Source organism: Brevibacterium sp. MGP-B1 (assembly GCF_057766545.1).
This window is the reverse complement of record NZ_CM173407.1, coordinates 576,504-598,262: the sequence shown is the minus strand read 5'-3', so window position 1 is coordinate 598,262 and position 21,759 is coordinate 576,504. Positions and strand designations below refer to the sequence as shown.

Genomic DNA, 21,759 nt, shown 5'->3' with positions numbered 1-21,759 from the left:
GGCCAGCTCCGCCCATAGGATTCGAACCTATACTGCACGGCTCCAAAGGCCGGCGTGCTGCCATTACACCAGGGCGGAACAGCGTGCACCAGTAGAGGGGCCCGCGCTCACGAGACACCATCATGCCACTACGATTAACTGTATGGAAATTCTACGCGAGATTCTTCTGACCCTGCATCTGCTGGGTATGGCCATCATCGTCGGCGGCTATTTCACCGTCATCCGCTCCCCCAAAGTGATGCCCGGAATGCTGCACGGCGCCTATCTGCAGCTGGTCACCGGCCTGCTGCTCATGGGTCTCGCCGAGATGGGCGATGGCGAGGTCAACCATATGAAGCTCGGCATCAAACTGGTCGTGGCGATCCTCGTCACTGTCTTCGCGTTCATCGGCAACAAGAAGCAGAAGGCCTTCGCCGCCTCTGCCCCTGCAGAGGGCGGGGCAGGCGTGAAGGTGGCGAACCCGTCGGCGACCATGGCGCACCTGGTGGTGGCCTTCGCGGTCATCAACGTCATCGTGGCCGTCTTCATCCACTGACCTTCCCCAATTGCTACCTGACGGCGGCCCAGCAACCTCGCGCGAGGTTGCTGGGCCGCCGTCAGGTAGTTCTGAGGGGTGTGAGCTCGTGTCTGAGGCTGACGGTATCGTTGGGGGCGACATGACTGCTGCAGCTGAACACACCGACCATGCCGCCGGCGCCGACTCCCGAGCGGCCGAACTCCTCACCGGGCTCAACCCCAGGCAGCGCGAGGCCGTGATCCATACGGGATCCCCGCTGCTCATCGTCGCCGGAGCCGGATCGGGCAAGACGACCGTGCTCACCCGACGTATCGCCTACGCCTTGGCCACCGGTCGCGCCCACCCCGGCGAAGTCCTGGCGATCACGTTCACGAACAAGGCTGCGAAAGAGATGGCCGAACGTGTGTCCTCGATCGTCGGCCCTGCCTCCCGCGCCATGTGGGTCTCGACCTTCCACTCCTCGTGTGTGCGCATCCTCCGCCGCGAGGCGAAGGTGCTGGGCATGAAGTCGAATTTCACGATCTACGACGCCCAGGATGCGCAGCGGCTCGTCGCCCAGATCCTCAAGGAGCTCGGCCTCGACACGAAGAAGTACGCCCCGCGGGCCATCCTGCACCGGATCTCGAACCTCAAGAACGACCTGCAGACCCCGGACGACTTCATCCCGCGGCCCAACAATCCCGCCGATGAGGTGCTCGCCGACGTCTTCAAGCGCTACACCTCCCGTCTGCGGCTGGCCAATGCCTTCGACTTCGACGACCTCATCGCGGAGACCGTCCACCTCTTCGGCGCCTTCCCCGAGGTGGCCGATTCCTACCGCCGCCGGTTCCGCCATATCCTCGTCGACGAGTACCAGGACACGAACCCCGCACAGTACGCCCTGATCAAAGCCCTGGCCGGTGACGGCGCAGGAGGGCCGACGGGTGCCGAACTCACCGTCGTCGGCGACGCCGACCAGTCGATCTATGCCTTCCGCGGCGCCACGGTGCGCAACATCGTCGAGTTCGAGAAGGACTTCCCGAACGCTGACACCATTCTGTTGGAACAGAACTACCGGTCGACGCAGAACATCCTCGACGCCGCCAATGCCGTGATCGCGAACAACGACGACCGCCGCGAGAAGAAGCTGTGGACCTCGGAGGGTTCAGGCGAGCAGATCGTCGGCTGGGTGGCCGAGAACGAACAAGGTGAAGCCCGGTTCATCGTCGACCGCATCGATGACCTCATCGACGAGGAGAAGTACACCTATGGTGACTTCGCCGTGTTCTACCGCACGAACGCTCAGTCGCGCGCCATCGAAGATGCGCTGGTCCGTTCCGGAATCCCGTACAAGGTCGTCGGCGGCACCCGCTTCTACGAGCGCAAGGAGATCAAGGACGCCCTCGCTTACCTGCGCGTCGTCGCCAACCCCGATGACGACGTCAATCTGCGCCGCATCCTCAATGTGCCCAAACGCTCCATCGGCGACCGCACCGAGGGCATCATCGCCGACTTCGCCGACCGGGAGAACATCAGCTTCTTCACCGCACTGGGACGCCTCGACGAGATCCCGCACCTGAGTTCGCGCGCCCTGACCTCGGTGCAGAAGTTCTACGATCTCATGCAGGATCTGCGCTCCACAGCCGAGTCCTCCCCGCTCTCCCGGGTCATCGAGGCGATCCTCGAACAGTCCGGGTACCTCGAATCGCTGCAGAAGAGCACCGATCCGCAGGACGAATCCCGTGTCGACAACCTCGCCGAACTCGTCGCCGTGGCCGAGGATTTCGTCGCCACTCGGGAGGCTGCCGCGGTTGCGGAACCGGACACCCCGGATGACAGCGACACCAACACAGGTACCGACACCGAGGCGACCACCGCGCCTGAGACGACCGCTACAGAGACCGAAACCGCCGCCGAGGCGGTCGACCCCGACGTCGATGACGCCGGTTCCGCTGACGCCTCCACCGACCCGGGCGTCGGCGCGGCGGCCATCGATCAGTTCCTCGAACAGGTGGCTCTGGCCTCGGACACCGATCAGATCCCCGACGCCGAACTCGGTCAGGTCACACTGATGACTCTGCACACGGCCAAGGGACTCGAGTTCCCGGTGGTCTTCCTCACCGGGCTCGAAGACGGAGGATTCCCGCATTCGCGTTCCTTCGAGAATCCGCAGGAGCTGTCGGAGGAGCGACGTCTGGCGTATGTCGGGCTCACGCGTGCACGGCAGCGTCTGCTCGTCACTCGCGCCGAGACTCGAAGTATGTGGGGTCAGCCTCAATACAATCCGCCGAGCCGGTTCCTGTCCGAGATCCCGGAGAACCTCATCAATTGGGAGAACACGGGCAGCTTCTCCGGCGGGTTCGCTTCGGGCGGCTTCGGTTCCGGAGGTTTTGGCTCCGGCGGCTATTCGTCCGGATACTCGGGAGGATCGCGCGGCTTCGGGTCATCACGGTCGTCCGGTGGCAGCTCCCGCTCACGCGCGAGTGCGAGTTCGTCGACACCGGTTGCCGGATTCCCCAATCGGATCCGACCCAATCGTGAGGTCATCTCCGTCGAGGTCGGCGAGAAGGTCTCGCACGAGTCCTTCGGGCTCGGCACCGTCACCGAAGTCAACGGTGTCGGAGACAAGACCGTGGCCGTCGTCGACTTCGGTTCGGCCGGATCGAAGCGGCTGCTGCTGCGCTACGCCCCGATCGAAAAACTCAGCTGAGGCAACGGTGCACGTGGATGCACGGCCGAGCCGTGCATCCACTGCACTGAGCCGTTCGCTCGCGCAGCGAAGCCACTAGTGTCCCGAAAACTGTATCGACTGACGCTAGCCAGAACACAAGAAAGCGCCGAGGAGAATCACATTCTCCTCGGCGCTCATCCATGCCGGACGCGGCTATGGATTAAAGATCATTCGTTGCCGAGCTTGTCATCGGCTCCGTCGCGACCCTGATTGATCTGGTCTTCGAACTTTCCACCGGTGACATTGTTGGCTGCGTCCGAGGCCTTGTCCAGGCCCTGGTCGCTGATCTCTTCACCCTTATCGCTATTCAAGGCGTCCTTGGCTTTGTTAGTAAGATCGTCGAGTCCCATGCTGTCTCCTTTCATCGGAAAAGGTTCGAAGCGAACCTCTGACGCCACTCACCTTGCCACTATTGTCGACGTGACGACACCTGCGCGTCCCATTTCTCAGCAAATGCACATATAGAACGTCGCCGAGACCGGCTCCTCAGCGGGTCAGCGGTACGAGGAACGCAAGCCCGACCAGCAGTCCGGCGAACAGCAGACAGGTCGTGATGTCGACGGCCTTCGACCGATTCGCCCACACTTCGGTCCACGGCGGCGGCATCGCACGGAACCCGGCGAGGCCGGCGGGGACGACCGCGAGGACGACAGCACCGAGGCGGAAGTCGATGACGGAGCACGCCGCGGCGGCGGCGACTCCCAGGAGACAGCCGAGCAGCACCCAGTCACGCCGGGTGGGATGCGCGTATCGCCGTTTCCAGTAGATCCATCGCTTCGCGACCGGTCCTCTCCCCCGCCGTGCATGGCGGGGGTGAGGTCGCTTCATCTCAGTGGAAGAAATGGCGGCTCCCGGTCAGGTACATCGTGATCCCTGCCGCCTCCGCGGCCGCGATGACCTCATCGTCGCGGATCGATCCGCCGGGCTGCACCACGGCGGTGACTCCTGCGTCGATGAGGATCTGCAGACCGTCGGGGAAGGGGAAGAAGGCGTCGGAGGCTGCGACCGCACCGGTGGCGCGTTCGGCTCCGGCACGTTCGACGGCGAGTTTGGCCGAGTCGACGCGGTTGACCTGGCCCATGCCCACACCCACCGAGGCTCCGCCCTTGGCGAGCAGGATCGCGTTGGACTTCACAGCCCGTCCGGCCTTCCACGCGAATTCGAGATCCGCGAGGACCTCGGGTGCAGCTGCCGGACCAGCGGCCAGGGTCCAGTTCTCGACGGAGTCGCCGTCCGCCTGGAAGGCGTCGCGGTCCTGCACGAGAAATCCACCGCTGATCGGCTTGATCTCGTCTGTGGGCACAGCGATGTCGCCGAGTTCGAGCAGTCGCAGGTTCTTCTTCGCCGTGAGGATCTCAAGTGCCTCGGGGCTGAACGACGGAGCGGCCAAGCATTCTGTGAAGATCGGCTTGATCGATGCTGCGAGCTCTGCGTCGACCTCGCGGTTCGTGGCGATGACGCCGCCATAGGCCGACAGCGGATCGCATTCGTGGGCGGCCTTGTGCGCTGCGGCCGCGGTCTCTCCGACGGCGATTCCGCAGGGGTTCGCGTGCTTGATGATGGCGACGGCCGGCTGCTCGAAATCGAATGCCGCGCGAATCGCGGCATCGGTGTCCGTGTAGTTGTTGTACGACATCGCCTTGCCGCCGAGCAGTTTCGCACCGGCGATTCCGACGGTGCCGTCGGAGTACACGGCGGCAGCCTGGTGCGGGTTCTCTCCATAGCGCAGGTCGGCGATCTTCTCTCCGGTGAGGCCGGCGAATGCGGCCTTCTCATCGGTGGCGAGTTCCGCGGCGAACCAGGAGGCGACTGCCGCGTCGTAGGCCGCAGTGTGGGCGAAGGCGCGGGCGGCGAAGGTGCGGCGGGCATCGATGTCGAAGCCGTCCCCGGCGGCTGCGTCGAGCACGGCCGAGTAGTCGGCCGGATCGGTCACGACGGTGACCGTGGGGTGGTTCTTCGCCGCCGCACGCACCATTGAGGGTCCGCCGATGTCGATCTGTTCGATGCAGTCGTCGAAGCCGGCTCCGCTCGCGACGGTGTCGGCGAACGGATAGAGGTTGACGATGACGAGGTCGAAGGGCTCGATCTCGAGTTCGGACAGCTGTTCCAGGTGCTCAGGCTTGCGGGTGTCGGCGAGGATGCCGGCGTGGACGCGTGGGTGAAGGGTCTTGACCCGCCCTTCGAGGCATTCGGGGAACCCGGTGAGGTCTTCGACCTTCGTCACCGCGGCTCCCGCCTCGGCGATCTTCGCTGCCGTGGATCCGGTCGACACGATCTGGACTCCGGCGGCGTGGAGGCCGCGAGCCAGCTCCTCCAGCCCGGTCTTGTCGTAAACGCTGATCAGCGCTCTCTTGATCGCGCGGGTTCCTGTCACAGATCCTCCTCGAGGTTCGGTTGCCGGTCGGTTCTTCTCACGGCGGGGTCAGTGGGCGGTCATCGCCGAGGCGACATATCCGCGGACATGTCGCCCTTCGACGACGAGGTCGGTGTGGGCCAGATGTGTCAGCAGGCGCACGAGTTCTTCGCGTTCCCGGGCTTTGATGTTCTCGTGCACGGTCTCCTCGGTGTCGTCATCGCCGATGGGCACCGCGTACTGAGTGATGATCGGTCCGGTGTCGACTCCGGTGTCGACGAGGTGGATGGTTCCGCCGGTCAGTTTCACCCCATGGGCGAGCGCGTCGCGGACCCCGTGTGCACCCGGGAACGACGGCAGCAGCGCCGGGTGGGTGTTGATGATCCGGGACGGGAAGGCGTCGACGAAGCTGGGACCGAGGATGCGCATGAAACCGGCGGAGACCACCCAGTCCGGTGCGAGCTCGGCCACCGTGTCCTTCAGCGCCAGGTTCCACTCGTCGCGGTCGGCGAAGTCCTTGGGCCGGACGACGAAGGAGGGAATCTCATGCTGTTCGGCTCGGGTCAGGACCCCTGCGGTGGCCGAGTCGGCCCCGATGGCGACGATGTCGACTCCGCGGGTCCCGTCGGCGAAAGCGTCGATGACGGACTGCGTGAGGGTACCGGATCCTGATGCCAGAAGAACGATGCGCACCCGCACAGTCTAACGTCTGCAGCACATGGACGATGCCCTGCTGTCATCGTGCGGACACAGCCCGCCGAGGCATTTGTCAGTCGACTGTGAGAAACTGATCCGGTGACGTCACCGCAGAATACCGAAGAGAAGAAGGCGCCGACTCCCGAAGAGGAGGCACAGGCCGCACCGGCACGACACGGGCTCGTCCTGATACTGCTGATCCTCGCTTCGGTGCTGACGTTCACGTATCAGCTGCCGTTCAAGCTCGCCGCCATCGGCTTCGCCATCGCTGCCGTCGTCTGGTCGGTGAAGTACATCGTCGCCGTCGTCAAGACCAAGCAGCGCCGGAACATGTCCTTGGGCATCCTCGGCGGTCTGCTCAGCATCTACCTCATCTTCTCCACGATGTCCTCGGTCATCCTCTGGCCGGTGCAGTCGAAGTACGAGGAATGCCTGCGCGATGCGATCACACAGCAGGCGCAGCTCTCGTGCTCGAGTGAGTATCAGTCGGGTCTGGGTGACTGGTTCAAGCAGGTCACCGGTCAGGATCTCGATCTGCCCGGCACCAAGTGATCCACGGGGCAAGGCCCTGATCGTTCAGCGCTGACCCCTCACCGAGGATGCCCTCGGTTCACGCCTGACCCGTCACCGAGGCGGACTTCCGTTCACGCCACAGCCGCGGTGAGTACGCTGCCTCACCGAGGCAGCCCACTCCGTCACCGAGGCGGCGCCCTCGTCTACCGCGGTTCGTCTTCGTCGACGATGTCGTCAGCGAGCGATTCCGGTTCGTCCTCATCGAACGCATCCGTTGTACGGTCCTCTTCGAACGCGTCCGCCGTGCCCTCCTCGTCGTCAGCGTCCTCTTCGTGGTCCTCGGCGAATTCGGAATATTCGACGTGCAGACCGGAGAGTCTGATCAGCAGGAGGCCGGCGGCCATTCCCACACCGATCCACCCAGTGATCGCCAGCGCCGACGTCAGTGCCGAGGGTCCGAATCCGGACAGGCCCAGCGGGCCCAGGGCTCCACCGGCGAACAGTGCGAGTACCTCGAGGGCGACGAACAGAATCCCGATCGCAAGCCCCAGTCCCGTCCACGACTCTGCGGCGATGTCGCGTGCTCGCTCGCGACCGAGGATGACGCACAGCAGGCCGAGCAGCACGAGAAGTGCCGGTGCGGCCGCCGTCCACGCGGGATAGTCACCGTCCAGCAGCTGCAGCACGTGCACATCGGGCACGGGCACCGTAGACGACGAGAATGCAGAGCTCGTCCCGGCCCCGCCGATGCTCACTCCCGTCCCGGCGGTCCATGACAAGGCTGAGAAGAGGATGCTCGGGGCGAAGAGCGCCTGAACGACGATGAGGCCGATGCCGGCGGCGACCGGTGAGCTGTAGACCTGCACAGTGTCGGCGACATCGCTCCAGCGGATCACGATTCCGGCGACGAGCACGATCGCACCAAGTGCCGCAGCGGCCCACAGCAGACGGCGTGCGAGTCCGACGGAGACATTCCAGGTGTCGTCGGCGACCACAGCCAATCCGGGAATGTCACCGATTCCTCGCACCCGAATGAAGGCCCACGCCACAGCTGTGACGAGGAAGAGGAAGAGCCGAAGGAATCCGAGCGGAGTCACCGTGGCCTGCCCGACCAGGATCGCTACGACGAGCAGAGGACCGGTGTAGGCCACGACGAAGGTGCCCAGAGCTGTCCCCATGAGCGCCCACCATCCGCCGAAATCGTCGTCGCTCTCGGCCGGGCTGTCCGCTGCCGTGCTGCGGGCCACTCGTTTGGCCCCCGTTGCCACCAACAGCCACAGGCCGACAGTCACGAGGCTCGGTGCCAGCGAGAAGTCGAATCCGAGGGTCGAGACACTCAGTCCTGACACCGTCGCCCACAGTGCGAACGCCCATTCGGGAATCGCCGAGTACGGCAGCTGCGAGCCGAGCCCGATGATCCAGAAGACGATGGCGACGACGAATCCAGCGGGGACGACGATGAGGTCGATCTTCACGACTTCCATGAGGGCTGCGAAGATCGTCCGACGGTAGGGCTGAGGGTGAGGAGAAGTGTGCATCAGGACCATTTTCGCCTAACCCGGCTCGGCTTCCCGGTATTGACCACGCGATTCCCTGCTCCGGGAAGTACAATTGCGCCAGGACAGGCTTGTACACGCAAAGGATGACCCCACGATGAGCAACGGGAACGATCACCCCAATTTCCCGCCACCACCCAGCGAGCCTCCGGAGAACGGCGGACCGAAGCCCGAGTCGGAGCCGCCGACGGATGAGGGCCTTCCGGATTCGGTCTCCGATGACACCTCCTCCGATGATGCCCCCACCGCAACCGACGGTTCGGCTCAGTCCGGCAGCGGTTCCTCGGTGCCCGATGACCAGGCACCGCCCTTGGGAGCTCCTGGCAGCGATGCGCCGGAACGACCGACGGTCGCTCCGGCTGCTTCTCAGCAGAACGAACCGCCTCAGTACTCGGGTCCCGGCGCCCAGAACGATCAGTCCTTCAACTCCGGCCAGCAGGGCGGAGCGAATGGTCAGGGCGGCCCACAGGCGGGTCCCTATCCCGGCGCCCCGTCTCCGAGCGACCAGCCTCAGAACGGGCAGTATCCGAACAGCCAATACCAGAGCCCGCAGCAGCCGAACGGCGGCTACCCCGGGGCTCAATCGCAAGGCGCTCAGCCGCAGGGCGGTCAGCAGCCAGGCGGTCAGTATTCGAATGCGGCATATCCGGGGACGTCGAATCAGGCACCTTACCCCGGCGCCCAGAACCCGCCGGGCCAGTACAACTCCGCCCAGAACCAGTCCGGGCAGTATCAGACGGGGTCGGGTCCGAACGCCCAACAGACCGGGTCCGGTCCGTCGCAGGCGATTCCGCAGCCTGCACCGGCTCCGGGTTTCGCAGGCGGTCAGAGCACCGCGACGCGTGCCGAGAATCGCCCCGACAAGAAGAAGAGCAAGCTTCCGCTCTTCATCACTCTCGGTGCGGTCGCGCTGGTCATCATCCTCGTCCTCGTCGGGTTCTTCGTCATCGGCAGCGTGAACAAGAACAAGTACGGACCCGACAAGGTCGCCGAGGACTACGTCGAAGCCCTGAACAAGGGTGATTTCGCAGCCGCGGAGAAGATCGCCCCCTCGACACGGCCTGAGGGCACGAACCTCGATCTGCTGCAGAAGGAATTCACCGATTCCTCATCGGCGAGGATCGAGAAGGCCAAGGTCGAATCGTCGAAGACCGACGGGGACAAGGGCACCGTCGTCGTGTCCTACGAGCTCGACGGCAGCCCTTACAATGTGGAGCTCGCCGCGACGAAGGACGGCAAACAGGACCTGTTCTTCGACAAGTGGACGATGAAGGGCCCCGACCTCAACGTCATCTCCCTCGATGTTCCCGGTGCCGACGGTCTCTCCGTCAACGGCAAGGACTACAAGGCGAAGTCGGGCACCACGTCGTTCGCCGTCTACCCCGGCAGCTACGACTTCACGATTCCGAAGAGCAAGTGGATCTCCGAGGCTTCCGATACGGCCAAGGTGAACTTCCCGAAGGCCTTCGCCCCCGGCGGACAGCCGAACAAGGGCCAGGTGTCCCCCACCACCCTCAACCTCGATCTGTCCCCGACCGGTGCCTTCGACAAGGAAGTTCAGAAACAGGTCGAGAAGGAACTCAAGAAGTGCTTCGACAACAAGAGCATCGAACCGAAGTGCGACTTCATCAAGTACGACCCGACCGAGATCCCCGTCGGCGGTTCGGACAAGAAGCTCGATGATCTGGCGAAGAAGAACACCGCCAAATGGGACATGAAGGAGATGCCGAAGGTGAAGGCCAGCTTCGGCGCCGGGGACACGAGCACCGGCTCGTTCTTCACCGAGAAGCCCGGTAAGTTCAACTTCTCCGTCGACGGCAAGCGCGCCGGCTCCTCGTACTTCTCCAACGGCAACTCCCTGTCGGTGTCCGGAAACGTGAAGATCGACGGAGACAAGCTCTCGGTCGAATTCTTCGACTTCTGATCCCAGGTTCTACCTCCGAGACGGTGCACCGCACCTCCCCGAGCTGAGACACCACCGTAACCGAGGCGACGTTCAAGTCACAGCGGGCCTGTGACGACCGATTCCCGGTCGTCACAGGCCCGCTGTCGTCGTTCTCTCAGACCCCGACCGACCGAGTCGGCAGTTCGAAGTCGGCCGCGGCTTCGAACCAGGCACCGGCGGCCATGACGAGTTCGTCGGCGAACCGTCGTCCGGCGATCTGCACTCCGATGGTCCGCCTGTCGTCCATGGATCCGGCCAGTACCGTCGCCGCCGGCTGTTCTGACATGTTGAACGGCATGGTGAACCCGATATGCCCCATCGGTTCGTGCACCTGCGGGTACGGCATCGGCTGCTCGGCTGGGAATGCCGCGTCCGGAGCCGTCGGCGAGATGACCAGGTCGAACTCGGCAGTGGCATCGATCGTCCGCCGCCGGATCTCCTGAACGCTGTGATAGCAGCGCATCAGGTCGACTCCGCTGGTATCGGCTCCGTCCTGTGCCCACTGCTGGATATAGGGCAGGATGAGCGCCTGTTCGTCGACGGGCAGCGCCTTGAGGTCGGCCCACGACCGGACCCGCCAGAACAGATCCATGTCGCGGAGCAGATCATCGTCGATGAATGGATCGACCGTGACGATTTCTGCTCCGGCCGCAGAGAACCTCTCTGCTGCCTCGGTGACGGCGGAACGCACCTGCGCATCTGCGGCGACCCCGCACCCTGCGTCGAGCTGCACGCCGATGCGCAGTCCCCGCGGGTCGAAGGCTTCAGCCGAGTCGCTGCCCGGCAGAGACTGCGCATCATCGGCGGCGAAGCGCGGCAGCCGCGAATAGTCGCGATCGTCCGGGGCGCAGATGATGTCCATGGCGGCTTTGACATCGGCCATCGTCCGCGCCAGCGGTCCCGCGCACCTGCCCAGATAGGGGGCGTCGAGCGGCACGCGGCCGAAGCTGGGCTTGAGCCCGGCCAGACCGAGCCACGTGCACGGCAGGCGGATGGATCCGCCGATGTCGGAGCCGATGTGGATGGGCCCGTATCCGGCGGCTGCCGCGGCTCCGGCTCCTGCGCTCGACCCTCCAGTGGTCAGGCTCGGGTCCAGCGGTGAACGGGTGATTCCGTGCAGAGAGGACACTCCCGAGGAGAGCATTCCCCAGTCGGGCATCGTCGTCGACCCGAGGATGACGGCTCCGGCTGCTTCGAGACGCTCGGTGATCGGGGCGTCGTGGCCGGCCACCGGCATCTCCACCCAGGCGTGGCCGCTGGGCAGCGGAACTCCGCGGCGGGCGATGTTCTCTTTGATCGTCACGGGCACCCCGTCGAGGTCGCTCAGCGGTCGGCCCTCTCGCCAGCGTGCTGCGCTGGCAGCGGCGGCGTCCCGGGAGCGTTCGTCGTCGCGGTGGAACAGGGCGTTGATGGTCGGTTCGCAGTCGTTCATGCGGTCGACGACCGCGGAGTGCACCTCGACCGGGTCGAAGTCCCCGCCGGCGAATCCGGCTGCCATTTCGGCCGCACTGCGGTCGGCAAGCGATGTGGTCATATGCTGCCCTTTCTCTCGATGGTTCGTCGCGTCCCGCGCGCGAGCCGGTCTATCCGGCGAGCGCTTCGGCCAGGCTCGGGGTGGCGGCGATGAGGCGCCGCGTGTACTCCTCCTGCGGGTTCGCGTAGATGTCCTCCGTCGCACCCGATTCGACGATCTGTCCGGCTATCATGACGATGACCTCGGAGCACAGGTGTTTGACGACGCCGAGGTCGTGGGAGACGAAGAGGAGAGTCAGTGCGTACTCGTCGACGAGGTCGGTGAGCAGGTTGAGGACCTGCGCACGCACCGAGACGTCGAGGGCGGAGACCGGTTCATCGGCGACGAGGATCTGCGGTCTGGTCACGAGGGCCCGGGCGATCGAGATGCGCTGTCGCTGCCCGCCGGAGAACTGGTGCGGGTACCGGCGCAGGGAGTCCGCGTCGAGGTCCACGGCGGCGATCATCTCCTCGACCCGTGCTGCGCGTTCGTCCTTGTCGACTCCGGCGGCGATGAGCGGTTCGGCGACGATATCGGCGATGCGCATCCGCGGGTCGAGCGAGGCGAACGGGTCCTGGAACACGATCTGCAGATTCTCGCGCAAGCGGCGCAGAGCCTGTGAGCTCGCGGCTTCGACTCGGATGTCGCCGACGCGCACATGCCCGGTCGTCGGTCGATCGAGGCCGGAGAGGATGTTCAGCAGCGTTGACTTCCCCGATCCCGACTCCCCCACGATGCCCAGGCGGGCTCCGGCCGCGACACTGAAGTCGATCCCGCCCAGGGCGGTGACGTCCGATCGTCTGCGACCGAAGAGTCCGCGTCCGCGGAAGACCCGGGTGACGTCCGAGACCTCGATGAGCGGCCCCGATTCCCTCACCGAGGTGGTCCTGACGCCGTCCCTCACCGAGGTGGTCCTGACGCCGTCCCCCGCCGAGGCGGTCCTGACGCTGTCTTCGTCCGTCGACCCCGCGACGGACGTGCCGGGGTGATCCGGTCGGGTCGAGGTCTGCGGTTCGTCGCGAAGATCCCCCGGCTCCCCCACCTCGGCCGAAGACTCTGCTTCGCCGATCTGCGGCCCCGAGTAGGCGAGCGCGGTCTTGAGCGTGAAGAGTCGGCCGCGGTCGTCGGTGGCTTCGAGATCCGAAGATGCCAGGAGTCCTCGCGTGTATTCGTGCTTGGGTGCGGTGAAGATCTCGTCGACGCTGCCGGACTCGACGATGCGGCCGCGGTACATGACGATGACCCGATCGCAGACTCCGGCGACGACCGCGAGGTCGTGCGTGATGAACAGCAGCCCTGCCTCGACTGCCGAGACCCGCTCGGCGATGAGGTCGAGCATATGCTTCTGCACGGTGACGTCGAGGGCGGTGGTGGGCTCGTCGCAGATGAGCAGCCTCGGCGAATTGGCCAGGGCGATCGCGAGCATGACGCGCTGCCGCTGCCCGCCCGACAGCTGGTGCGGGTAGGCGAACCGGGCGCTGTCAGGGTCGGGCATGTGGACGTCGTGGAGCAGTTCGCGCACACGTGTCGGGGTCTGCCCCCGCGGCGCCTTTCCGTGGATGCGCAGCACTTCGGCGATCTGGTCGCCGATGCGCATGAGCGGGTTGAGGGCGCTCATGGGTTCCTGGAACACCATGGACACGATGTCCGAGCGCAGCCCGGCCAGGGTCTTCTCGTTCGCCTCGAGAAGGTTCCCGGAATGCCCCTGCAGGTGCACCTGGCCACGGGCGTGCAGCTCTTCGGGCAGCAGGCCCATCACGGATTGGGCGGTGAGGGATTTCCCCGACCCGGATTCGCCGATGAGTCCGACCCGCTCACCCGGTGCCAGGCTGAGACTGACATCGTGGAGCACCGGAGCGTCCGCTCCGGCAGGGGTGATGGTGAGGTCACGGACCTCGAGCAGGTTCTCAGGCACCTCGGGCCTCCATCTTCGGGTCGAACCGGTCGCGCAGCCCATCGCCCAAGAGATTGAACCCGAGCACGGCGAGCGCGATGAACACTCCCGGCCACAGGGCGAGTTCGGGGTGGGTGGACAGGTACTGCTGGGACTCCTGCAGCATCCGGCCCCACGACGGAGTCGGGGCCTGGGTGCCGAGTCCGAGGAAGGACAGTCCCGCCTCGGCGAGGACGGAGATCGCGAACGCCACGGACGCCTGGACGATGACCATTCCGGCGATGTTCGGCAGCACGTGGACGACGGCGATGGCCGGGATCCGACGGTTCGAGGCTCGCGCGGCGCGGACGTATTCGGAGCCCAGGACCTGCAGCGTCCCGGAGCGTGCGACGCGCGCGAAGCCGGGAATCGCGGCGATGCCGACGGCGACCATGGCCGGTCCCGTCCCGGGCGAGTAGACGGCGGCGAAGATGATTGCCAGCAGCAGAGCGGGGAAGGCCAACAGGATGTCGTTGGCCCGCATGATCACCGCGTCGATCCACATTCCCCACGGTTGTTTCGCGAAGAATGCGGAGATGATTCCGATCGGGGTGCCGATGAGCAGGGCGATGCCGACGGCGACGACCCCGACGAGCAGCGTGATCCGTGCCCCGACCATCACCCAGGTCAGCGTGTCCCGTCCGAAGGTGTCGGTGCCGAACGGGTGGGTGAGGCTGCCGGCCTGCAGCCGGGCGGCGGGGTCGATCGTGGTCGGGTCGTACGGGGTCCACACGAAGGAGATGAGAGCGAGTCCGACGATGAGCACGACGAGGCCCGCACCGATGATCATCGATGCGTTCGCCCGCCGTCCGCTCCTGCGGGACCGGGCCGGACCGATCTTCGCCGAGGCGGTCGCGTCGGTCGCGTCGTGAGCGACGGGATCGACATGGCCGCTGGGGCTCTGGGCGCCGGTCGGGGTCGTGTTCATGCGGCATTCCTGATCCGGGGGTCGACGATGGGCACGAGGATGTCGACGATGAGGTTGATGATGAGCACGAGCAGGACGAGGACCATGACGATGCCCTGCACCGCCACGAGGTCGCGGTTGGCGACGGCGCGGACGAGTTCGGAGCCGATTCCGGGCAGAACGAAGATCTGTTCGATGATCACGGCCCCGACCAGCAGGGTGGCCAGTTGGACGCCGGCGACGGTGATGACGGGGATCGCCGCATTGCGCAGTCCGTGCGCGAACAGTGCCTTCGTCTTGGTCAGTCCCTTGGCGCGGGCGGTGCGGATATAGTCCTCCCGCATCACATCGAGCACGGCCGAACGAACGTAGCGAGTGAGGATCGCGGCCTGCACGAGTGCCAGGGACACGACCGGCAGGACGAGGCGGAGCAGGAAGCCTCCGAGGCCTTCGACCGGAGCCATCCAGCCTTGGGACGGGAACCATCCGAGGGTCAGCGAGAAGATGATGACGAGGATGATCGCGGCCAGGAAGTTCGGGATCGCAATGCCGACCTGGCTGATGGCCGAGATCGTCACGCCGATCCAGTTGCGCTGCTCGAGGGCGGCGAAGGTGCCCAGGGGCACGGCGATGAGGATGGACACGGCGATGGCGGCGATGACGAGGATCGCCGTGACCTGGACACTGTCAACGATGACGGGAGTGATCTCGGCACCGGTGACGTAGGAGGCGCCGAAGTCTCCGGTGAGCATTCCTCCCATCCAGTCGAAGTACCGGATGAGCGGCGGCCGATCAAGCCCGTATTGGGCTTCGAGCGACGCTACTGCCTCCGGGGTGGCGTTCGTTCCCAGTGCCACTTGTGCCGCGTTGCCCGGCAGCAGGCTCATCAGGGCGAAGATCACCACCGAGGCGACGAGGAGGGACAGCGCGAACTGGATCGCGCGGTTGATTGCGTAGGTGAGCATCGACGTGCGCGGTCAGGACCAGCTGAGGTCGGCGATCTTGAACGCGTCGGAGACGCGGTTGGCCGGTATCCCCTCGACTCCGGACTTGGCGATGACGAGATTCGGGAACAGGAACAGGAAGTCCGAGGCGGCATCCTCGGTGATCGTCCGCGCGATCTTCTTCATTCCCGAGATGTACTCGTCTTCGGTTCCGGTATCGGCTTTGTCTGCCAGCTTTTTGATCGTCGAATCGTCGTAGCCGATGTAGTAGTCCTTCGAGAACACGGTGAGGATGTCGCGCGGTTCTGCGTGGTTGATCACCGACATGTCGTAGTCGTGTTCGGTGAAGGTCTTGTCCAACCACACGGCGGGGAACTCCTGCGTCGAGATCTTCGCCTTCAGTCCGACCTCTTCGAGCTGCGCGGAGACGATTTCGGAGATCGCCTTCGCGTACGGCAGGTTCGGCACGGTGAAGGCGAATTCCTCGCCCTTGATCCCGGCTTCATCGACGAGCTGTTTGGCCTTCTTCGGGTCGTACTTCCACACCCCGGTGAGATCTTCGTAGTACGGGTCGGTCGGTGGCACCATCGAGCCGATGAGCTCGCCGTAGCCCGCCCAGGCCGTATCGAGGACGGCCTTGCGGTCGATCGCGTGCATCACGGCTTCGCGGGCCTTCTTGTCTTTGAAGATGCCCTCGGCGTTGTTCATCGACAGCACGACTTCGCCGTTCGTGGTGCCGGAGACGATCTGATAGTCGTCGCTTTGGAACTCTCCGGCCAGTTCGGGTGCCTGGAGGTTGGAGACGAGGTCGATCTCTCCGGACTTCAAGGCGTTCGAAGCCGAAACCGCGTCCTTGAAGTATTTGAACTGGACCGAGTTCAGAGACGGTTTCTCGCCCCAGTAGTCGTCGCGGGCGGCGAAGTCGATGGACTGTCCGCGTGTGAACTTCTCGATCGCGAAGGGACCGGTGCCGATGGCTTCGTTCGCCAGATCGTCGGTGCCTTCGGTGTCGAAGACGGCACCGACGAGGCTGGTGAGGTTGAACAGCCAGGTGTTCGACGGCTTCTTCAGTTCGATCGTGACGGTGGAGTCGTCCGGGGTCTCGATGGACTCGACGATGTCCATCTTCGACTTCAGCGCATTCTTCCAGTCCTTCTGCACTCGTTCATAGGAGTACTTCACGTCTTCGCTGGTGAAGTCCGCACCATTGGAAAACGTCACACCGTCCTGGAGTTCGAAGGTGTAGGTCTTGCGGTCATCGGACAGTGTCCAGTCCTTGGCCAGTGCGGGCTGGATCTCCCCTTCGCCGTCCAGGCGGACGAGCGATTCGTAGACATTCTCCATCAGCGCTTCGGGAATGGCGACTCCCGAGGTGGAGGTGAAGTCGAGGTTGACCGGTTCGGCGGTGAAAGCGATCGTCATCGAGTCCTTCTTCTGCGCATCGCCTCCTGTGTCGGAGGCTCCGGCCGAACAGCCTGTGATCAGCAGGCTCGTGGCGGCCGCTGCCGCCACCCACGTCATGATGCGCGGAGTCTTCATTGTTCTCCTCGATTTCGCCGACCACGAAGAGGGTCGTTCGCCAACACTCAAGCATCGTCAGTGTATCCGAAGTTCTCAGCTGGTGAGGCGGCTGTGTTCAGATGCTGGGCGTCTCGAGCAGGTGCTTCAGAGATTCGGCTCGTCGGCGAGAATCGCGGCCAGTGCGTCGAAGGCGAACCGGCGGTGAGAGCGTGAGTTCTTCTCCTCAGGCCTCATCTCGGCGGCGCTGAGTTCGGAACCCTCGGGAACGAAGATCGGGTCGTAGCCGAAGCCGTTCTCACCCTTGGGTTCGGTGGCCAGGCGCCCGGGCATGACTCCTTCGGCGGTGAATTCGCGACCGTCGGCGGTCACCGCGGCCGCCGCGCAGCGGAACTGCGCTCCGCGGTGTTCGGCTGCGATGTCGCCCAGCTGAGCGAGCAGGAGTTCGAGGTTCGCACGATCGTCTCCGTGCCGGCCTGACCAGCGAGCGGAGAAGATGCCCGGTGCACCGCCGAGCACGTCGACACTGATTCCCGAGTCATCGGCGATGGCGGTGTGTCCTGTCGCAGCGGCCGCGGCACGCGCCTTGATGAGCGCGTTCTCGGTGAACGTGACTCCGGTTTCGGCGACATCGCCGAGTCCCGCCTCGGCGGCGGTGAGCACCTGGGTGTCGGCGCCGAGGACGGGTCCGAGAATGGTCAGCAGCTCTCGCTTCTTGCCCTCATTGTGAGTGGCGAGGACGACGGTCGTCATCCGGCGAGCACTTCGGACTGGATGCGGGTGAGTTCGGTGCACCCGTGGCCGGCGAGGTCGAGCAGTTTGCCGAGCTCATCGCGGTCGAACGGTGCGCCCTCCGCGGTGCCCTGGACTTCGATGAACTTTCCGGACCCGGTCATGACGACGTTCATGTCCGTCTCGGCGCGGGAGTCTTCGACGTACGGCAGGTCGAGGAGGGGTTCTCCGTCGATGATGCCGACGCTGACGGCCGCCACTGAGTCGATGAGCGGCTGGTGGGCGGCGGGGATCAGCCCGGTCGAGCGCCCCTTGTCGATGGCCTTCGCCAGCGCAACGTAGGCACCGGTGATCGAGGCAGTGCGGGTGCCGCCGTCGGCCTGGAGGACGTCGCAGTCGAGGACGAGGGTGTTCTCTCCGAGCTTGTCCATGTCGATGACGGCGCGCAGGCTGCGGCCGATGAGACGGGAGATCTCGTGAGTGCGTCCGCCCTGTTTGCCCTTGACCGATTCGCGGGTGCTGCGGGAATCGGTGGCTCGCGGGAGCATGGCGTATTCGGCGGTGACCCAGCCGCGGCCCTGGCCCTTGAGCCAGCGCGGGACTCCTTCGGTCAGCGAGGCCGCGCAGAGGACGCGGGTGTTGCCGAATTCCACCAGCGCGGACCCTTCGGCTGTGTTGATCCAGTCCGGAGTGATCCGGACTTCACGGAGTTCGTCTGCTGCACGGCCGTCTGCTCGCACTGTCTGCCTCTTTCGTCTCGGTGGTGGTGTCTGCTGGTCGCCGGCGATCGTCGCCGGTTCACACGGTCCAGGTGGCTCCGGGCTTCGCCAGCTCGATGGGTCCACGGTACTCCCCGGCCGCCTCACCGCGAACGATGGAGCAGTCGGTCCAGACCGGGATATGGGTGAGCACGAGCGCGGACGCTTCGGCGTTCTGCGCCACCCGTCCGGCGCGCTTGCCGGTGAGGTGGATGCCGCGCGCAGTGTCGCGGTCTTCCTGGAAAGCGGCTTCGCAGAGGAAGAGGTCGGCGTCTTTCGCCGCTGCGACGAGGTTGTCGCACTCATCGCTGTCGCCCGAATACGTGATGACCTTGCCGGCCGCATCCGTGATCCGCAGCGCATAGGCCTCGACGGGGTGGTCCACGAGGAAGGATTCGATGGTCAGGGAGCCGATCTGGTGGCGACTGCCGTGGTCGATGTCGGTGAACTCGAAGGCGTGGTCGAAGTCCGAGTCGTCTCCCCCGTTGGCCACCGGAGACTTTCCGGGATCCGTGTAATAAGCCCGGGACAGGCGTTCCTTCGCACCGGCCGGAGCGAACACCGGAGTGCGCGTGCGGATCGTTCCCGTGTCGGAGATGTCGCCGTTGAAGAACTTCGGGTCGAAGCAGTGTTTGACGTAGAGGCCGGTCATGTCCATGCAGTGATCCGGGTGGAGGTGGCTGAGCACGATTCCGGAGAGGCGATCGGTGTCGATCGTCTCCTGCAGGGGACTGAGCGCACCGGACCCGAGGTCGAGGATGATGCGAGTGGGTGCGTCCTCATCGGTTTCGATGAGGTAGCAGCTGGCGAGGGCGCCGCGTCCTGGGAAAGAGCCTGCGGTGCCGATTGCGGTGAGTCTCATATCTCGTCATCCCCTTGCGTCTGGTCGAGCAAGGTCGTGGTCAGTCGGTCCTGAATCCACGTCAGGAAGTCGTACAGGGTCAGGGTGAGGTCTTCGGATTCGGAGAGGTCCTCACGGTGGGCGTACTTCTCCTCCTGCGCCTCCTCGGTGTCGATCCCGAGGCGGACGGCGAGGACGAGTCGCAGATCGTTGAGGCCCTTCATCCAGGCGAGCACCTCGTCCCGTGTCAGGGAGATGTCATTGCCCTTGCTCAGTCCCAGCAGCACGATGCGCACATTGTGCGCTTTGGCCTGTTTGAGATCGAACTCGGTGAGGCGGCGGAACTCCGCTGAACGCTCGTCGTCCTCGGGATCGACGTCGGGCAGCAGCCGCAGCAGCGCCGGGTCCTCCGGACGGGGGCGGTCGACGAGTCCGAGCCGGGCTTCCCAGTTCTCCGAGTCCGGACGGTCGTCATCGCTGTCGCTGTCTTCGGCCAGCAGAGCCGCGAGATCGGTGAACACCGTGAGCATGAGCGAGCGTTCGTTGTCTTGCAGGGTGAGGACGACGTCGTCCCCTCGTGCGTCGATAGCGGCCATGTGTCAGTCGGATCCTGAATCGGGTTGGCACGCGGCCCACAGGCCGTATTCGTGCATCGCTTGGGTGTCTCGTTCCATGGCTTCGCGGCCTCCGGTGGCAACGACGGAGCGCCCGTTCTCATGGACTTCGAGCATGAGTGAGTGGGCTTTCTCCTCGGAGTAGCCGAAGTAGGTCTGGAACACGAAACTGACATAGCTCATGAGGTTGACCGGGTCGTTGAAGACCACGGTCCGCCAGGGCTTGGCCAGGTTCTCGGAGGGTCGGACGTCGACCTCCGGCTCCAGGACTGGTGTCGTTGGGTTGCTCACGTTTCCACCATACGGCAGAACACTGACGCTGTCGTGACGTAAGATCGCGCCTATGAGTGATCTCACACGGACCGATTCGACGGCTTTCTTCACGGATCAGTACGAATTGACGATGGTGCAGGCGGCCCTGGAATCCGGTGCCGCTCACCGGAGGAGCCTCTTCGAGGTTTTCGGCCGCAGCCTTCCCGCAGGTCGCCGCTACGGTGTCGTCGCCGGCACCGGCCGGATCCTCGAGATGATCCGCGACTTCCGCTTCGACGATGCCGAGCTCTCGTTCCTCAGCAGGGAGAACATCGTCGACAAGCGCACCATCGACTGGTTGGCCGACTATCGGTTCTCCGGCAATATCCGCGGCTATGCAGAAGGGGAGATCTACTTCCCCGGCTCACCGCTGCTGACGATCGAATCGACGTTCGCCGAGGGCGTCATCTTGGAGACGCTCATCCTGTCGGCGATGAACTATGACTGTGCGGTCGCCTCGGCGGCGTCCCGAATGGCGCAGGCGGCCGGCGATCGACCCTGCGCGGAGATGGGCGGGCGACGCACGAACGAGCATGCGGCCGTGGCTGCGGCTCGGGCCGCGGTCATCGGCGGCTTCGCCTCGACGTCGAACCTGGCGGCCGGTCTGCAGTACGGTCTGCGCACGATCGGCACCTCGGCCCACTCGTTCACTCTGCTCCACGATTCCGAGCGGGAGGCCTTCGCCGCTCAGCTGAAGTCGCTGGGCACCGATACGACTCTGCTCCTGGACACCTACGACGTCGAGGAGGCGCTGACCACGGCGATCGAACTGGCCGGGCCGAACCTCGGCGGAGTGCGCATCGATTCCGGCGATCTCATCGAACAGGCCAGTGAGGTGCGCGAGAGCCTTGACCGCCTCGGCGCCCGCGACACGACGATCACCGTCACGAGCGATCTCGACGAGTATGCGATCGCCGCATTGGCCGCCTCCCCCGTCGACTCCTACGGTGTCGGCACGCGGGTGGTCACCGGTTCAGGTGCCCCGGCCGCCGGGCTGGTGTACAAGCTCGTGGCTCGTGCCGATGAGGCCGGCGAATGGACCTCGGTGGCCAAGAACTCCTCCGGCAAGCCCTCACGCGGCGGACACAAGGAAGCGCTGCGCCTCATCGATGGTCCGATCGCCGTGGAGGAAGCGGTCGGCATTCCGAGCCTGCCCGATGATCTCGGCGAAGGCCGTCGGCTCAGCGCCGATCTCGTCGTCGACGGTGAGGTCGATGAGTCGTTCATCGGTGCGGCAGGAGTGAAGAAGGCCTGCGCCCGACATGACGAGTCCTTGGCGGAGCTGCCGCGTTCGGCCAGGCGCCTGCAGGACGGCGAGCCCGCCATTCCCACCGTGTTCTACTCCGCCTGATCCGCACTCGGCCCACCGCGAATCGACGAAGCCGCCGAGGCGGACG

General features: G+C 65.1%; 20 protein-coding genes and 1 tRNA gene. 5 read left to right on the top strand and 16 right to left on the bottom strand.

Going from position 1 to position 21,759, the window contains the following annotated elements; translation table 11 throughout:
• Positions 1–6 precede the first annotated feature (6 nt).
• Positions 7–78 (bottom strand) — tRNA-Gln (locus tag AC3CD9_RS02765).
• Between the two features lie 64 nt (positions 79–142).
• On the opposite strand from AC3CD9_RS02765, the gene AC3CD9_RS02760 reads away from it, so the two are divergent.
• A complete protein-coding gene (locus AC3CD9_RS02760) occupies positions 143–535 on the top strand; it encodes a hypothetical protein (protein ID WP_488366172.1) in 393 nt (130 codons plus the stop codon).
• Positions 536–656: 121 nt separating this feature from the next.
• Positions 657–3,206, top strand: a complete 2,550-nt coding sequence (locus AC3CD9_RS02755; RefSeq protein WP_488366171.1) for a UvrD-helicase domain-containing protein — start codon at positions 657–659, stop codon at positions 3,204–3,206.
• A gap of 188 nt (positions 3,207–3,394) precedes the next feature.
• Here the strand turns inward: AC3CD9_RS02755 and AC3CD9_RS02750 are convergent, their stop codons facing one another.
• The 4 genes from AC3CD9_RS02750 to purN all read right to left on the bottom strand — a co-directional run bounded on the left by AC3CD9_RS02750 (position 3,395) and on the right by purN (position 6,273).
• The gene (locus tag AC3CD9_RS02750; protein ID WP_139469677.1) at positions 3,395–3,577 is read right to left on the bottom strand and encodes an antitoxin; all 183 of its coding nucleotides are present in this window, start codon (positions 3,575–3,577) and stop codon (positions 3,395–3,397) included.
• A 136-nt stretch (positions 3,578–3,713) separates the two neighbouring features.
• Positions 3,714–4,055 (bottom strand): hypothetical protein, encoded by a 342-nt coding sequence (locus tag AC3CD9_RS02745; protein ID WP_488366170.1) that lies wholly within the window; start codon positions 4,053–4,055, stop codon positions 3,714–3,716.
• A 1-nt stretch (position 4,056) separates the two neighbouring features.
• Complete coding sequence (gene purH, locus AC3CD9_RS02740; protein WP_488366169.1) at positions 4,057–5,601, bottom strand: bifunctional phosphoribosylaminoimidazolecarboxamide formyltransferase/IMP cyclohydrolase; 1,545 nt, start codon at positions 5,599–5,601, stop codon at positions 4,057–4,059.
• Between the two features lie 48 nt (positions 5,602–5,649).
• Positions 5,650–6,273, bottom strand: a complete 624-nt coding sequence (gene purN / locus AC3CD9_RS02735; RefSeq protein ID WP_488366167.1) for a phosphoribosylglycinamide formyltransferase — start codon at positions 6,271–6,273, stop codon at positions 5,650–5,652.
• A 102-nt stretch (positions 6,274–6,375) separates the two neighbouring features.
• On the opposite strand from purN, the gene AC3CD9_RS02730 reads away from it, so the two are divergent.
• Positions 6,376–6,828, top strand: a complete 453-nt coding sequence (locus AC3CD9_RS02730) for a hypothetical protein (RefSeq protein WP_101545186.1) — start codon at positions 6,376–6,378, stop codon at positions 6,826–6,828.
• 164 nt (positions 6,829–6,992) lie between these two features.
• Here the strand turns inward: AC3CD9_RS02730 and AC3CD9_RS02725 are convergent, their stop codons facing one another.
• Positions 6,993–8,327, bottom strand: coding sequence for a cell division protein PerM (locus tag AC3CD9_RS02725; RefSeq protein WP_488366166.1), 1,335 nt, complete (start codon positions 8,325–8,327; stop codon positions 6,993–6,995).
• A gap of 115 nt (positions 8,328–8,442) precedes the next feature.
• Here AC3CD9_RS02725 and AC3CD9_RS02720 point away from each other — a divergent pair, with 115 nt between their 5' ends.
• A complete protein-coding gene (locus tag AC3CD9_RS02720) occupies positions 8,443–10,269 on the top strand; it encodes a zinc ribbon domain-containing protein (RefSeq protein ID WP_488366165.1) in 1,827 nt (608 codons plus the stop codon).
• A 136-nt stretch (positions 10,270–10,405) separates the two neighbouring features.
• Here the strand turns inward: AC3CD9_RS02720 and AC3CD9_RS02715 are convergent, their stop codons facing one another.
• From AC3CD9_RS02715 to clpS, 10 genes are all read right to left on the bottom strand, one after another.
• Positions 10,406–11,824, bottom strand: a complete 1,419-nt coding sequence (locus tag AC3CD9_RS02715; protein WP_488366164.1) for an amidase — start codon at positions 11,822–11,824, stop codon at positions 10,406–10,408.
• Positions 11,825–11,873: 49 nt separating this feature from the next.
• Positions 11,874–13,718, bottom strand: a complete 1,845-nt coding sequence (locus tag AC3CD9_RS02710; protein WP_488366163.1) for a dipeptide ABC transporter ATP-binding protein — start codon at positions 13,716–13,718, stop codon at positions 11,874–11,876.
• Positions 13,711–14,526, bottom strand: a complete 816-nt coding sequence (locus AC3CD9_RS02705; RefSeq protein ID WP_488367490.1) for an ABC transporter permease — start codon at positions 14,524–14,526, stop codon at positions 13,711–13,713. Before AC3CD9_RS02705 ends, AC3CD9_RS02710 begins: the two co-directional genes overlap by 8 nt.
• Before the next feature lie 134 nt (positions 14,527–14,660).
• Positions 14,661–15,608 (bottom strand): ABC transporter permease, encoded by a 948-nt coding sequence (locus tag AC3CD9_RS02700; RefSeq protein ID WP_488366162.1) that lies wholly within the window; start codon positions 15,606–15,608, stop codon positions 14,661–14,663.
• A 12-nt stretch (positions 15,609–15,620) separates the two neighbouring features.
• The gene (locus tag AC3CD9_RS02695; protein ID WP_488366161.1) at positions 15,621–17,126 is read right to left on the bottom strand and encodes an ABC transporter substrate-binding protein; all 1,506 of its coding nucleotides are present in this window, start codon (positions 17,124–17,126) and stop codon (positions 15,621–15,623) included.
• Positions 17,127–17,252: 126 nt separating this feature from the next.
• On the bottom strand, positions 17,253–17,858 hold the full coding sequence (gene rdgB, locus AC3CD9_RS02690; RefSeq protein WP_488366160.1) for an RdgB/HAM1 family non-canonical purine NTP pyrophosphatase: 606 nt from the start codon (positions 17,856–17,858) through the stop codon (positions 17,253–17,255).
• On the bottom strand, positions 17,855–18,577 hold the full coding sequence (rph, locus tag AC3CD9_RS02685) for a ribonuclease PH (RefSeq protein WP_139469689.1): 723 nt from the start codon (positions 18,575–18,577) through the stop codon (positions 17,855–17,857). Before rph ends, rdgB begins: the two co-directional genes overlap by 4 nt.
• Positions 18,578–18,635: 58 nt before the next feature.
• Positions 18,636–19,457, bottom strand: coding sequence for an MBL fold metallo-hydrolase (locus AC3CD9_RS02680; RefSeq protein ID WP_488366159.1), 822 nt, complete (start codon positions 19,455–19,457; stop codon positions 18,636–18,638).
• Positions 19,454–20,032 carry a DUF2017 family protein gene (locus AC3CD9_RS02675; RefSeq protein ID WP_488366158.1) on the bottom strand — a complete coding sequence of 193 codons (579 nt, stop codon included), beginning with the start codon at positions 20,030–20,032 and terminating at the stop codon, positions 19,454–19,456. Before AC3CD9_RS02675 ends, AC3CD9_RS02680 begins: the two co-directional genes overlap by 4 nt.
• 3 nt (positions 20,033–20,035) lie before the next feature.
• The gene (gene clpS, locus AC3CD9_RS02670; RefSeq protein WP_101545203.1) at positions 20,036–20,341 is read right to left on the bottom strand and encodes an ATP-dependent Clp protease adapter ClpS; all 306 of its coding nucleotides are present in this window, start codon (positions 20,339–20,341) and stop codon (positions 20,036–20,038) included.
• 52 nt (positions 20,342–20,393) lie between these two features.
• Here clpS and AC3CD9_RS02665 point away from each other — a divergent pair, with 52 nt between their 5' ends.
• Complete coding sequence (locus tag AC3CD9_RS02665) at positions 20,394–21,713, top strand: nicotinate phosphoribosyltransferase (RefSeq protein WP_488366157.1); 1,320 nt, start codon at positions 20,394–20,396, stop codon at positions 21,711–21,713.
• Positions 21,714–21,759 lie beyond the last annotated feature (46 nt).